Source organism: Shewanella sp. 30m-14, from assembly GCF_052977125.1.
On record NZ_JBRILW010000008.1, the window covers coordinates 120,338 to 133,418 of the forward strand.

The window sequence follows — 13,081 nt, forward strand, 5'->3', positions numbered from 1 at the left end:
CTGATGGATACAAGTTTATTGCTCAACCATTTAGTAACGGCGGTAATCGTTACCAATGAAGAGCTTGAGTTACTCTACGTGAATGCGGCCGCCGAGCAGTTGCTCGGTGTGGGCAGTCACCGCCTTAGCGAACACCCCTTACCCGAACACTATCAATTACTCGGTGTCGATCCTCAAGTGCTAAAATTGGCAATTTTCGATGGTCAAGGCCTGAGTATTAATACTGTCTCTTTAGTCACCCTTGATGGTCAGCAACATACTGTCGATGTCACGCTCACGCCACTTGAGCAAGAACAGAACCTTGCTCTGATAGAATTTCGCCAAGTAGATCAACAGCGCCGCATCCATCAACAGTTGACTCAAGATGCTCAGCAGCAGGCTGCGCAATATTTAGTGCGTAACCTCGCCCATGAAATCAAGAACCCATTAGGCGGATTGCGTGGCGCTGCGCAGTTGCTATCACGTGAGCTAAAAGAGCCTGAGCTTAACGAGTTTACCGATCTTATTATTGAGCAAGCAGATAGACTACGTAACTTAGTCGACCGTTTGCTCGGCCCACAAAAGCCGACGCAGCATAGCCTGTTTAATATTCATCAAGTCATCCAAAAAGTCGTCAAGTTAGTCAATGTCACCCTACCTGATAACATTGAGCTCACCCAAGATTATGATCCCTCTATTCCTGATATTGAGATGGATCCGGACCAACTGCAGCAAGCTATTCTCAACATTGTGCAAAATGCGATTCAAGCCTTAGAGCCTATGGGTGGGCATATTCGCCTGAAAACCCGTACTCAACACCAGATCACCATAGGTACACAGCGCCATAAGCTAGTGCTGATGTTATCGGTCATCGACGACGGTCCAGGCATACAGCCCGAGCTAATGGACACGCTGTTTTACCCTATGGTCACTGGTCGTGAGCAAGGCTCAGGTTTAGGCCTATCTATTGCTCATAATTTTGCTCGCTTGCACGGTGGACGCATAGATTGCGACTCAACCGTAGGCCATACCGAATTTACCATTACCTTACCCATCAATAGTTAATAAGAGGAAAACACTCAATGGCTGAACAAGTTTGGATCCTCGACGACGATAGTTCGATACGCTGGGTATTAGAAAAAGCACTACAAAGCGCTAAATTTAGCTGCGCCAGCTTTGCCGCAGCCGAATCGCTGTGGCAAGCCTTAGAGATGGCGCAGCCTCAAGTGATTGTGTCAGATATCCGCATGCCCGGCACCGATGGCTTGACTCTGCTGGAGCGCCTACAAAATCATTACCCGCATATTCCTGTCATCATCATGACGGCACACTCCGATCTCGACAGCGCAGTGAGTGCCTATCAGGCAGGTGCATTTGAATACCTACCTAAACCTTTTGATATCGATGAAGCGATATCTTTAGTCGACCGAGCGCTCACCCACGCTAAAGAGCAAACATCGAGTATCATCGTTGAAGAGCCGCTAGTCGCCACACCAGAAATCATTGGTGAAGCCCCTGCGATGCAGGAAGTCTTTCGCGCCATTGGCCGCCTTTCTCGTTCTTCAATTAGCGTATTGATTAACGGCCAGTCGGGTACGGGTAAAGAGCTCGTTGCCAGCGCACTGCATAAACACAGCCCGCGTAAAGGTAAGCCGTTTATTGCCATCAATATGGCAGCCATCCCTAAAGACTTAATTGAATCAGAACTTTTTGGTCACGAGAAAGGCGCTTTTACTGGTGCAGGCAGTGTGCGACAAGGCCGTTTTGAACAGGCCAATGGCGGCACTCTCTTCTTAGATGAAATTGGTGATATGCCGCTCGATGTGCAAACTCGACTATTACGTGTGTTAGCCGATGGGCAGTTTTACCGTGTTGGCGGCCACTCACCGGTACAGGTAGACGTGCGTATTATCGCAGCGACTCACCAAAACCTTGAACAGCTGGTGCAGCAAGGGGATTTTCGTGAAGACCTGTTTCATCGCTTAAATGTCATTCGTGTGCACCTGCCGCCACTGTCTCAGCGTAGAGAAGATATCCCACAACTTGCGCGTCATTTCTTGATGATTGCCGCCAAAGAGATTGCCGTTGAGCCAAAAATGCTAACCAAAGAGACCGCGACTAAACTGTCGCAGCTTCCTTGGCCCGGTAACGTACGTCAGCTTGAAAACACCTGTCGCTGGTTAACCGTCATGGCCTCGGGACAAGAGATCTTACCTCTAGATCTACCACCTGAGCTATTGCAAGAGCCTAAGCTCAATAGTACACCAAGCAGCGATAGTGATGACTGGCAAGGCGCATTGAAGCTGTTTATCGATCAACGTCTCAGCGACGGCGACAGCGACTTGCTAACCGAAGTGCAGCCCGCATTCGAGCGGATATTACTGGAAACTGCGCTTAAACATACTAATGGCCATAAGCAAGAAGCGGCCAAACGTTTAGGCTGGGGTCGCAACACCTTGACCCGAAAACTGAAAGAGCTAGAGATGGATTAACGAGATCTTCAATGCTTGTAGTAAAGCTTAACTTTCATTTGTTTTATTTCAGGCAAAGCCTCATTGATGATAACCACCTACTGCAGTAGTTGGTTTAGGGCTGAAAACAAAAAGGAGAGCCACAGGCTCTCCTTTTTTGCTTATACGCTAACGGCTACACCGGATCTTGGTGAATAATCACCTCTGACTCCACAAACTCTTTGCGCACCCGCTCGGAGGTTTCTACCGCAATTTTATGGGCCTGATGCAAGCTCAACGTCCCGTCGAGTTCGAGATGAAACTGAATAAACATGGTCTTACCCGACTCGCGGGTGCGTAAATCATGGATCCCTTTGACTTGAGGATCTTGCTTAGCTAAATGCGTAATTCTCTCCCGGGTCTCATCATCAAGTTCTCTATCTAACAAAGACTGCACCGAACGATAAGCCAGCCCCACGGCTTGCTGACCAATAAACAACGCAATTAATACCGCAAATAAACCATCAGCCCACCACCAGCCATATTGAGATAAAACCAGTGCCAGTAATACCGCCGCGTTTAAGAATAGATCCGACTTATAATGCAGCGCATCGGCTTCAACAACAGTGCTTGAGGTCGCAGCTAAGGCTCTTTTCTGCAGCATAACCAATGCCAGTGTCAGCAAAATTGCGATAACAGAAACAATCACCCCCAACGTGGCGTGCTGCACCTCTACCGGATTAATCAGGCGTTCGCTGCCGTGCAACATCAGAAAGAAAGCTGAACCTAAAATAAAGGCTGATTGCGCTAACGAGGCTAACGGCTCAGCTTTACCATGCCCATAGCGATGATCTTGATCCGCAGGCACGATAGCGTAGCGGATTGCAATAAAGTTAACGATTGATGCAAGCGCGTCAGCAAAGGAGTCGGTCAATGAAGCCAGCATACTGGCGGAACCAGAATACATCCATGCTGCAAGTTTGATGGTAATAAGGGTTAACGCTGTCGCAACCGCTGCGCGGCTGGCCAGCTTAACCCAGAAGTCATATTGGGAAGTGTCATTCATAAAATCTGTTTACTAATATAGTAAGGGAAACACAGACCTTAAGTTTATAACAAACCTGAGGGAAAAACTGATGTTTCCCCTCAAGTTAATAGCAATCGACCTAATAGAGAAAAACAATTAACCTCTATTACACCCAAGTGGCTTGGGTAGCTGGTGCAATCGTGTTCAAAGCATAAGCTAATTATCTTTTATGATGCTTAGCAAAACGCTGTTTGAATTTTTCTTGCTGCTCAGGTGTTAGCAACTGATACGCTTGGTTTTGCAACTTCAGCATATTAACGGCCTTTTGCTGACGCGCTGCTTGTTTAGCGGCTAATGCCTGCTTCACTTCAGCTTCGTTAAAGTTAGCTGCAGTAATAAAACCTAACATCTGCTGTTTTTGTGCCGCGCGCGCTTCTTTAGAAGGACGATTTTGTTTCATCTCGTCACGATGCGCACTAAATAGCGCTTTCATCTCAGTCTTCTGCTCATCGGTTAAGTCTAAACCGCGAAACATCTTGCGCAGGTCATGATGGCCGCCACGCTCGCTTTGCATCTGGTGATGGCCATTTTTGCCATGCCCATCACGTGAGCCATCTTGGTCATCGGCAGCATTTACACCAGCGGTTAATAATGCGGTGCTGGCCACTATGGCAAGCAAACCTGCTTTAAACGTATTCTTTTTCATCATGGTAGCCTCATTTGAATTTGCTCAGCACTGCTAAGCTTGATTTGACGCTTATCAGTTTAGTCTACTCAATGTAAGCTTGGGTTTGTACAGCGTAAAGCTCTGTAAAGCTGTTTAAATGAGGCTCGATAATGCCAAGGACCTCTGTTCTTTACGTTGAATTACACTCCTAAACTGCAATTGACATCAAACAGGGTATACTCGCCACAGTAAGAGTACATTAGAAGGTTAAATATGAGCCGTATATTATTGATAGATGATGACTTAGGTCTATCTGAATTGCTTGCACAACTGCTAGAACTTGAAGGCTTTGAACTGACACTGGCCCACGATGGGCAGTCAGGGTTAGATCTGGCCATAGAGCAGCAGTTCGACCTTATTTTACTCGATGTAATGCTACCTAAACTCAATGGGTTTGAAGTCTTGCGCGCGCTGCGCAGCAAGAAACAAACACCGGTACTGATGCTAACCGCCCGAGGTGATGAAATCGACCGTGTAGTGGGTTTAGAGATCGGTGCCGATGATTACCTGCCGAAGCCATTTAACGACCGTGAACTGGTTGCACGTATTCGTGCCATTATCCGTCGTACCCATATTCAATCAAACGAAGCCCCGCAGACAACACATCAGTACGGCGATATTAATTTAGATCCCGCACGCCAAGAGGTGCACTGCCAAGATCAGCTCATCATTCTCACCGGCACTGAATTTAGCTTACTGTTTGAATTGGTTAAGCATGCCGGTGAACTGGCCAGCAAAGAAGTCTTAAGCGAAAAAGTGCTCGGTAAAAAACTGATGCCTTTTGACCGCAGTTTAGACATGCATCTTTCTAACTTACGCAAGAAGATGCCTGAACGAGACGACGGCCGCCCACGTGTGAAAACGATTCGTGGTAAAGGCTATATCTGGTTACCTTAAATGCAGCTGAGAAAAACCCCCAACAATATATTCGTTAAATTACTACTGGGCTTTTGGCTCTGTAGCTCACTGATCATCGCGCTCATTGGGCTGCTGCCTTTATTGCAGCAAAACCATGATCAATCAGCACTGCCACCTCCGCTTGAACGTATGCTTGAAAAAAGTGCCGAGCGTATTAGTGCAAATCCGCAGGTTCTGGGCACTGAAAAGCTCAAACATTTAAGCCGCTTTAAAGAATTTAAAGGCCGGCCGGCCCGCATCTATTTGGTCGATGAGTACGGCAAGGTACTCAATACCCATAAACAATCTCGAGCTTTAAGACGCTTTATGCTGATGGCCGATGAAGCTGGCCATCCGATTAAACACCAATTTAAAGACGAGCTGATTTTCGGCCCCTATAACTTTGACGTTGAGGGCAAGCCTTTCAGCCTATATGGCCGTTTACCAGAACATCATCCACGGCCCTGGTTCTTCTTCTTTATCGATAATAAAATCTTAACCCTTAGCATCGCGATTTTACTATCAGGGTTATTATGTGGCTTATTTGCCTGGCATTTAGGTAAGCCATTACGCTCACTCAAACGCAGTGCTGATGCACTTGCCGGAGGCGATTTAAGTCACCGGGTCGATATGGCAACAGCCCAGCGAAACGATGAAATTGGCCAGCTTGCTCAAGCCTTTAATGGTATGGCCGACTCGGTTGAAAATATGGTTAAGAGCCAACAAAGATTGATCAGCGATATCTCTCATGAGCTGCGCACACCACTGACAAGGCTAAAATTGTCTTTAGCGCTAAGCCGTAAAAAAGGCCAAGAAACAGCTGAAACCGAGCGGATTGAGTATGAAGCAGATCAACTTGAGCAGATGATTGCCGAGCTGTTAGAGCTGTCTAGAGTCAAGCTTAACGCTAACGAAAACAAGCGCAGCCTTGAGCTTGCTGAAATCTTAAGCCAGGTATTAGACGATGCCGATTTCGAAGCTCAACAGCAAAAAAAGCAGCTGCATATCGACATAGATGAATCAATTACGCTGCCGCTTTACCCTCGGCCTTTATGCCGAGCGGTTGAGAACTTACTGCGTAACGCCATCCGCTATGCCAACACGCAAGTCTCGATTCAAGCATTTGCCAGTGGCAGCAGCATACAAATTGAGATTATCGATGATGGCCCAGGCATTAGCGACGAAGCTGACTTAGAAGCGATTTTCGAGCCTTTCTATCGCCCACAGTCTGCGCGCGATAGAGAGTCCGGCGGCTGGGGCTTAGGGCTGGCGATTGCTAAAGCCGCCATTCAAGCCCATCAAGGTAAGATAAAGGCAGACAACCATCAAGCTCACGGATTGAAAATAAGTATCAGCTTGCCGATGGAATAACCATTATCCATTACAATGATGGATAATAACTAAGCAGCGTTTGCCGCGGGCTCGAGTCTGGTTAACCAGCTGGCATAATCTGCCTGCTTAGGAATACGTTTATCTGAGTGCCCCATCAACTGCGCTAGGGCATAGCTAAATTGATAGTACAAACCCGCGTCATCATATTGCTTGCCCGCATCGTCGCAGTTGATTTGAGCGCCGCGCAGATAGTTGGCAACCAGCTCTGCACGGTTAAAGCCCTCGACCACCCCAACAGACTTGATGAGATCGTTATTCCACTGTATATACTCACCATAAATCTGTTCGAATGCCTGACGGTTATCATCGGTGACTTGCTCTAACAGCTCTGGGTTAGGCATCACACGGGAAATAATAAAACGGTCATATAGCAGATCGTCATGCAGTCCCCAGCAATGGTGCATCAAGAAGCGGGTTAAATAGTCTTGATAAACAGCGTCATCAATCGCGGCTCTTTCAAGACGTTTTCTAAAATGTGCCGTAGCGACTGCCACGACTAAATCTGCTTCACTTGGAAAATGATTGTAGATGGTGCCTTTGGAGATCTGACTCGCTCCAACCAGGTGAGAACGGCACAAATCAAAGCTTTTATGCCCTCTTAAGCAGCGCTCCGCAATGTCGGTTAAATAGCTTTCTCGCTGTTGCCAGTTACTCATGTCGACCTCTTCACAAATCTAACAATCAATATAATTTAAGTTCACATTCATAAAATAGCAGCCTAGGTATCAAGCGGGTATTGAGTAATACTGATAGCATCATGAATAAACTCAATAGCCCATGTTAAAAATTGAACTATTAGAAAGCTTTATTGCGGTAGTTGAATGCGGAAACCTTTCCAAAGCTGCTGAGAAACTTTGCCGTACACAGTCAACGATAAGCCTGCAAATCAAGAAGTTAGAAGAGAGCGTTGGTAAGCCTTTGTTACTTAGAGATAACAAAGGTGTCACCATGACCGAGTCTGGTAAGACGCTGCTTAACTACGCTTATAAGATGCTGCAACTCAGTTCGCAGGCGATTGACGAGCTAAAAGATTGTCAAAACCGTGAAGTCATACGGCTCGGTGTGCCAACTGACTACATCAATCGTTATTTAGGCAGCTTCTTATTAGAGTTTATTCGCGAGTTTACCTGTATCGAATTAGTCATCGATACCGATGTCAGTGGCAATCTCTATAAGCGGCTACATAATGGCGAATTTGATGTGATTGTTGCGACTCATTGGCAAACACCCGCAGCGGGTCATGGCGAGTTACTATTTGAGCGACGTTTTCATTGGGTTGCAGCCAAAGACGGCAGCGCCCATAAGCGCGAAACGGTACCGATGGCGTTATATCCAGAAAACTGCCCTATTCGGGCGCAAGTTTTTGCTAATCATCAGATCTCAATGCGCCCCATGAGTGTGCTACTTTCTACGCCCTCACCAACGGCTATGTGTATGGCCGTTGAAAATGATTTAGTCATAGCGCCCATTGCTGAGTTTCGCATTAGCGATAAGATGCAGATCCTCGATCCTATCGAGCATAACATTCCGCCATTACCGACCTTTAATGAGTCGCTGTATATCAACCCAGAGACACAAACTGATGCAACAAATCAGTTAATCAACTTGATCAAGGCCAATGTGCTAGCGCTAGGTGAAGCCACTCAAGCGCAAATGCTTAGCTAAACTGGCTTGAGGCTTAAAGTAAAAATGCCAACGAGAACGTTGGCATTTTTGTATCTGAGCTTAAATAACTAACTTAAATAAACACTTAAATAATTAAAAATAGTAAGCTAGGTTGATATTAAAGCGGTGATCCCAATTATCATTAGTTTGGACTAACCCCAAACTATTGCCCCCAAGCCAAAGCACATTCTTCGCCATATAATGGTCCACATACACAAAGACGGGACCATAGGCTAGCGATACCCCTGTGGAGTTTAGTATGGAGTCATCAAACTCTTCAAAGTCTGGCTGTACCATACTGAAATCGTTATACACAGTTAGGCTACCCCACGAGGTGCCAATACTTTTAGACAAGTTAGCCGTATAGATATTACCTTTACTTGCGACTTCATAGAATCCACCTAGCATACCCATACCAATTTTATCTGGGTCGATTTTGCCATCGTCATACTGGTCAAAATCAAAGGCTAAGTACTGTGCTTGAAAGCCCCAACCGGCATAGTTCATATCAAGGTGCACTGCATAATTTAGCGTATCGCCATTCTCACCAAACTCTGAGTTATATAGCTGACCATACTCAACTGACGCACCCAATATTGTGGTTAGCTCACCACTGGTTAAGGTAAAGCTTTGGCGCGCAACCAGAGTATTGGTTTCTTCGTTGTTATAACTAGTACCATCGACAGTGCCCTTAGCCACAGTACCCGCAAAATCGCGGTGATCAGTGCCGCCGTAAACCGCGTTTTTAATAAAGGCAAATTCAGATAATGAAACCCCATTTTGGTACTGAGCACTGACACCCACGCCATAATCGTCTTCAAAACCCATGTAATAGTTTAAGCTGTACCACCAGTTATGAGATGCGTAGCCTTTATTACCAAAGGGTTTACTAATGACACCACCATTAATGGTGAGATCTTTATTTACATCCCAAAAAGCATAACCGTATTTTAAATGATCATAACCATCATAAAAACGGTACTCCGCTTTAACGCCAATGTCATTCCACTTATCTGAAAAAGTAATAGAAAGAAGATTGAAGTCAAAATCACCCATTTTATCTTTTGATGGCTCGGAATAATCACTGTAACTATAATTTGCCCGAACAGAGCCACCAATATTAAGATCATCTGCAACCGCTGTATGACTTGCCAAAGCCATTAATATTGACAATGGTATTGCTGTATTTAATTTATTCATCTGAAACATCCATTTCATGTAAAATAAATATAAATTGCGTTAATACGTACAACGTCATCATATTAATACAATTTATATTTCAATATCGCCATAAAAAGTGGCAAGGTCATTGCCACCCATACTTATCAAATGACTACCATTTAACTTTGGTTAAGTCGCATTGAATCACTTCACCGCGTTTAGCAGGTGTGCCTGGGTTATTTGCTGATTCACACAACAAAGTCGTTCCGTAGTCATTGCGTTTGTCGTTGGCATTACTGCGGGCCCATACCGATACAATCGCGCGCTCTTCAGGCTTCGCTTCACAACTACCATCAACATCAAATGCGTGAATCGTATTTTGATGGAAGTAGATCAATGGATCTTGCTCGCTGCTGCCAGACAGCCACATTGTTTGAGAGTTGTGCTGTCCCTCATCAAACTGCACCCGACGCACCTTGTCGTCCTCTTTAACTGTGCTAACTAATGGTGAGTCTTCACGGATAGCCATAGTTTTAAATTGATTGGTGCAAGCAGGTACACGCATGTTGTAGTACATTTCAGAAACCGCATGGTTATGGAACGGATACAAGGTATCAACTGACTGAACCGTCATGCCGACTTCTGCCCCCACCTTTTCACCATTAATTTCGTCAATACGCAATAAACCCCAATGACCAAAAATTTCTGCATAGGCATAACCACCGCGAATATTATTGAAATTCTTATCATTTCGCTTACTTTCTTCGGCATACATAGGGAACCAGCCAGCTGCTGCCCACAAGTTAGGCAATGAGTTAGCGCTAATGTCGTAAGGGAATACAGCCGGCATTTTCACTTCATCACCGGTGACCATTTTGTAGAAGTTTTTAGTAAAGCTTTTGCCGTATTGCTGCACTTGTTTATCGGTCACTTTCTTATCGAAAAACTCGTCAAAAGTCGTACGACTAAAATGCTGTGCCACTGGAGAATTCTTGCTGAGCTCGCCACCTGGGTTATAAATCCAACTCACATCTTCTCGTGCACCAAAACACTTCTTTGCTTCATCGCTATTGTTAATCACTTGGTAGATGTTTTTAACCATCAGCTTCATATCGCGTCTGTCCATCACGCACATATGTTGCCCACCCTCAGTAGAGTCAACCATTGCGGTATCTGAATTTAAACAACCACTGGCTTGGCCATTGGTTAATGCAATAGCGTAAGCCTCTAAATACGTTAATGTTTCATCCCACAAAATATCAATATACTTTTGATCTTTAGCGCTGTATTGAGGGGAATCACCTAAACACTGAAATTGAGCACTATTAATATCGTTTTTATCTAGAAAGTCAGGAATATCAGCTGCCACAACACTGTTTGATAAAAGTATTGTTGCGAGCACCAGTTTACTATTCATACATCACCCTATTGGTTTAAATTATAATTTTTAATAACTATATAAATACTATATTTGGAATGGTTTCCAAAAATGGTCCGATAGCTAACTTTACTTAATAAAACCCAATATTTGTCACATATTAAAAACAAATGTAAAAGATATAAACAATATTAAAACATGCTTATTTATTAAGGCTAAACCGTTTAAGCCGAAATAATTAAAAGACAAAAAAGCCTCACAATTAAATTGAGAGGCTAAAATAACAATGCAGGAAAAAAGGCCATAATTAAATTAATTATGGCCTTACTCATTATTCAGTGTCGTTGAGATGAAACGACACTAAAAATATTTGAGTTGAAGTTACTGCTGAAACTTATCAAACTTAAATGTATGACAGTTACTACATAATGGCTGCTTAGTGCCATGTTCGCTATGACACTCTTGGCAAGGAAGCTCTTTGCCGTAATGTAAGTTGTTGTGTGGGTTCTGCCACTTATCATCTTCACTACGTGCTGTTTGCTCTGCTAAGTCATCAACATCATGACACTGCAAACACGCTTGATCTGATGGAAATTGCTTGATGCCATTGTCATGACATGTTTTACAATCTTTACCGATCACTTCTTTATGGTGGTCACGTATTTCTACAGCTTGTGCAGATAAGGTTAGTAGGCAACCAAAGGTTAGCGCTAATACCGCTTTTAATTTACTCATCGCTCATTCCTCTTATTATCTGGCAAGTTTAGGCTTTCATCATGCTGCGCGCAGCCGTCATACCCATCACCATGCATTCAGGAATAGAGCAACTCCCTAAACGGCTCACACCATGAATACCACCACATACTTCACCGGCCGCATATAGGCCTGGGATAGCTTGCCCAGTAAAGCTGTCTTTTACTTCAGCGTTAGTGTTGATCTGCACACCACCTTGGCAGTAATGCACTTTTGGCCATAAGCGAACCACTGTGAATGGCGCCTCAATATACTTACCCTTTGCCTCTGTCATATTCTTACCAAACTGAGGATCATTTTGCGTTTTAACGTACTCGTTATACTCAGAAATTTGCTGCTTAAGCGGCGCTAATGGCACATCGAAATGCTTCGCAAGATCTTCAATTGAGTCAAACTTCCAACCCACATCGTACTTAAGCACTTTCTTGGTATTAGGATGCTTTTTAGAATCCTTATAGCTAGTGATCAAGATTGGAGGCAGAGCGTTACCTTGTGCATCACGACAATTTAGCTCGGCATCAGCACGGGTTTTACGGTCGGCAATCTCGTTCATGAAACGCTGACCGGTTAAACGGTTAATCGCCACTGAATGCGGGAAGTTATAAATAGAGTAGTTAGACACATAACCAAAACCACCTTCATCTGGTGATGCCCATGGGCCAGACTGGATATGTGCTAAGTGAACAGGAACCGCGCCTAGGCGGAACATTTCGTACATCCCTTCACCTGTAGCGCCAGGTGCGTTAGTACAACCTACTTCAGCTGTCAGCGTTGGGTCTTGCGCCATACGCAGATCAACGTTTTGCGCGAAGCCACCTGTCGCCATAATCACGCCACGTGTCGCACGAATATTACTGACTTTACCCGGCTGATCTTCACCAAAGTGATAATTGTCACGCATTTTCACGCCAACGACTTCACCTTTATCACCGACTAAGAAACCTTCAAACTTAGCACGGTTATGAGTATGCACACCTAATTTGCGACACTCATGCAGTAATGGCTGGGTGATCCCCGCGCCACAGCTCACTGTTGTTTGATAAGTACGTGCAACAGAGTGACCACCTAACTGCTGTAGGTATGGGTGATATTCAGAACCCGCATCTAAAGTCATCTGTAGCGCTTCTACAGCGTGTTCAGCTACGTGACGTAATAATGCTTCATCAGCAATACCACGGCCCGACTTTAACTGGTCGGCAACCATGGTTTCTACAGAGTCTTTAACACCTTCTTGCTTTTGCATCGGTGTGCCCGGGGCTGCGAACAAACCACCGTTAATGGCAGAGTTACCGCCAAAATAAGACATCTTTTCGAAAATATGTACATCTTTTGCGCCTTTACGCGTGGCTTCAATCGCCGCCGCTAAACCCGCAAAACCTGAACCGATAATTAGGACTTCTACTTCTTGGTCCCATTTAACGCCATCCGCTTTCTCAGATACGGCCAATGCTGGTGCAGCTAGCGCCACGCCAGCTGCAGCTCCGAATCCTTTAATGAAATTACGGCGTCCTAGCAGATCTTTATTGCTCATCTGTCATCACCCTATTAGTTTTATTAGACGCAATAATCATAGGGCTGGAACCCGTTCCAAAACGGGAGGTAAACAAGGATTTACTGTATACAATAAAATAACATTTACGAATTTTAACCGA

General features: G+C 44.8%; 12 protein-coding genes. 5 read left to right on the forward strand and 7 right to left on the reverse strand.

Annotated features, from left to right (window positions below; genetic code table 11):
* Nucleotides 1–3 precede the first annotated feature (3 nt).
* The gene (gene glnL / locus ACVBIU_RS08300) at nucleotides 4–1,044 is read left to right on the forward strand and encodes a nitrogen regulation protein NR(II) (protein WP_447158912.1); all 1,041 of its coding nucleotides are present in this window, start codon (nucleotides 4–6) and stop codon (nucleotides 1,042–1,044) included.
* 17 nt (nucleotides 1,045–1,061) lie between these two features.
* A complete protein-coding gene (gene glnG, locus ACVBIU_RS08305; protein WP_447158913.1) occupies nucleotides 1,062–2,471 on the forward strand; it encodes a nitrogen regulation protein NR(I) in 1,410 nt (469 codons plus the stop codon).
* 154 nt (nucleotides 2,472–2,625) lie between these two features.
* Here glnG and fieF read toward each other — a convergent pair whose 3' ends face one another.
* A complete protein-coding gene (gene fieF, locus ACVBIU_RS08310; RefSeq protein WP_447158914.1) occupies nucleotides 2,626–3,495 on the reverse strand; it encodes a cation efflux pump FieF in 870 nt (289 codons plus the stop codon).
* A 181-nt stretch (nucleotides 3,496–3,676) separates the two neighbouring features.
* Nucleotides 3,677–4,165 (reverse strand): Spy/CpxP family protein refolding chaperone, encoded by a 489-nt coding sequence (locus ACVBIU_RS08315; protein ID WP_447163499.1) that lies wholly within the window; start codon nucleotides 4,163–4,165, stop codon nucleotides 3,677–3,679.
* A gap of 231 nt (nucleotides 4,166–4,396) precedes the next feature.
* On the opposite strand from ACVBIU_RS08315, the gene ACVBIU_RS08320 reads away from it, so the two are divergent.
* Nucleotides 4,397–5,080, forward strand: a complete 684-nt coding sequence (locus tag ACVBIU_RS08320) for a response regulator (protein WP_447163500.1) — start codon at nucleotides 4,397–4,399, stop codon at nucleotides 5,078–5,080.
* A complete protein-coding gene (locus ACVBIU_RS08325) occupies nucleotides 5,081–6,451 on the forward strand; it encodes an ATP-binding protein (RefSeq protein WP_447163501.1) in 1,371 nt (456 codons plus the stop codon).
* Nucleotides 6,452–6,480: 29 nt separating this feature from the next.
* Here the strand turns inward: ACVBIU_RS08325 and ACVBIU_RS08330 are convergent, their stop codons facing one another.
* Nucleotides 6,481–7,128 (reverse strand): TetR/AcrR family transcriptional regulator, encoded by a 648-nt coding sequence (locus ACVBIU_RS08330; RefSeq protein ID WP_447163502.1) that lies wholly within the window; start codon nucleotides 7,126–7,128, stop codon nucleotides 6,481–6,483.
* Between the two features lie 121 nt (nucleotides 7,129–7,249).
* Between ACVBIU_RS08330 and ACVBIU_RS08335 the strand changes: the two genes are divergently transcribed.
* Nucleotides 7,250–8,137: a LysR family transcriptional regulator gene (locus ACVBIU_RS08335; protein WP_447158919.1), complete on the forward strand. Its 888-nt coding sequence runs from the start codon at nucleotides 7,250–7,252 to the stop codon at nucleotides 8,135–8,137.
* 93 nt (nucleotides 8,138–8,230) lie between these two features.
* On the opposite strand, the gene ACVBIU_RS08340 is transcribed toward ACVBIU_RS08335, so the two are convergent.
* The 4 genes from ACVBIU_RS08340 to ACVBIU_RS08355 form a co-directional block, all read right to left on the reverse strand.
* Nucleotides 8,231–9,337 (reverse strand): hypothetical protein, encoded by a 1,107-nt coding sequence (locus tag ACVBIU_RS08340; protein ID WP_447163503.1) that lies wholly within the window; start codon nucleotides 9,335–9,337, stop codon nucleotides 8,231–8,233.
* Between the two features lie 133 nt (nucleotides 9,338–9,470).
* Entirely contained in the window at nucleotides 9,471–10,715 is a 1,245-nt protein-coding gene (locus ACVBIU_RS08345) for a hypothetical protein (RefSeq protein WP_447158921.1), read from the reverse strand.
* 342 nt (nucleotides 10,716–11,057) lie between these two features.
* Nucleotides 11,058–11,411, reverse strand: coding sequence for a cytochrome c3 family protein (locus tag ACVBIU_RS08350; RefSeq protein ID WP_447158922.1), 354 nt, complete (start codon nucleotides 11,409–11,411; stop codon nucleotides 11,058–11,060).
* 28 nt (nucleotides 11,412–11,439) lie between these two features.
* A complete protein-coding gene (locus tag ACVBIU_RS08355; protein WP_447163504.1) occupies nucleotides 11,440–12,960 on the reverse strand; it encodes a flavocytochrome c in 1,521 nt (506 codons plus the stop codon).
* Nucleotides 12,961–13,081: the final 121 nt, after the last annotated feature.

What these genes read in the sequence shown, in the direction of transcription:
- ACVBIU_RS08335 (WP_447158919.1), top strand. Translation starts at nt 7,250, where the DNA reads ATGTTAAAAATTGAACTATTAGAAAGCTTTATTGCGGTAGTTGAATGC.
- ACVBIU_RS08350 (WP_447158922.1), bottom strand. Translation starts at nt 11,411, where the DNA reads ATGAGTAAATTAAAAGCGGTATTAGCGCTAACCTTTGGTTGCCTACTA.
- ACVBIU_RS08330 (WP_447163502.1), bottom strand. Translation starts at nt 7,128, where the DNA reads ATGAGTAACTGGCAACAGCGAGAAAGCTATTTAACCGACATTGCGGAG.
- ACVBIU_RS08340 (WP_447163503.1), bottom strand. Translation starts at nt 9,337, where the DNA reads ATGAATAAATTAAATACAGCAATACCATTGTCAATATTAATGGCTTTG.
- ACVBIU_RS08320 (WP_447163500.1), top strand. Translation starts at nt 4,397, where the DNA reads ATGAGCCGTATATTATTGATAGATGATGACTTAGGTCTATCTGAATTG.
- fieF (WP_447158914.1), bottom strand. Translation starts at nt 3,495, where the DNA reads ATGAATGACACTTCCCAATATGACTTCTGGGTTAAGCTGGCCAGCCGC.
- ACVBIU_RS08345 (WP_447158921.1), bottom strand. Translation starts at nt 10,715, where the DNA reads ATGAATAGTAAACTGGTGCTCGCAACAATACTTTTATCAAACAGTGTT.
- ACVBIU_RS08315 (WP_447163499.1), bottom strand. Translation starts at nt 4,165, where the DNA reads ATGATGAAAAAGAATACGTTTAAAGCAGGTTTGCTTGCCATAGTGGCC.
- ACVBIU_RS08355 (WP_447163504.1), bottom strand. Translation starts at nt 12,960, where the DNA reads ATGAGCAATAAAGATCTGCTAGGACGCCGTAATTTCATTAAAGGATTC.
- ACVBIU_RS08325 (WP_447163501.1), top strand. Translation starts at nt 5,081, where the DNA reads ATGCAGCTGAGAAAAACCCCCAACAATATATTCGTTAAATTACTACTG.
- glnL (WP_447158912.1), top strand. Translation starts at nt 4, where the DNA reads ATGGATACAAGTTTATTGCTCAACCATTTAGTAACGGCGGTAATCGTT.
- glnG (WP_447158913.1), top strand. Translation starts at nt 1,062, where the DNA reads ATGGCTGAACAAGTTTGGATCCTCGACGACGATAGTTCGATACGCTGG.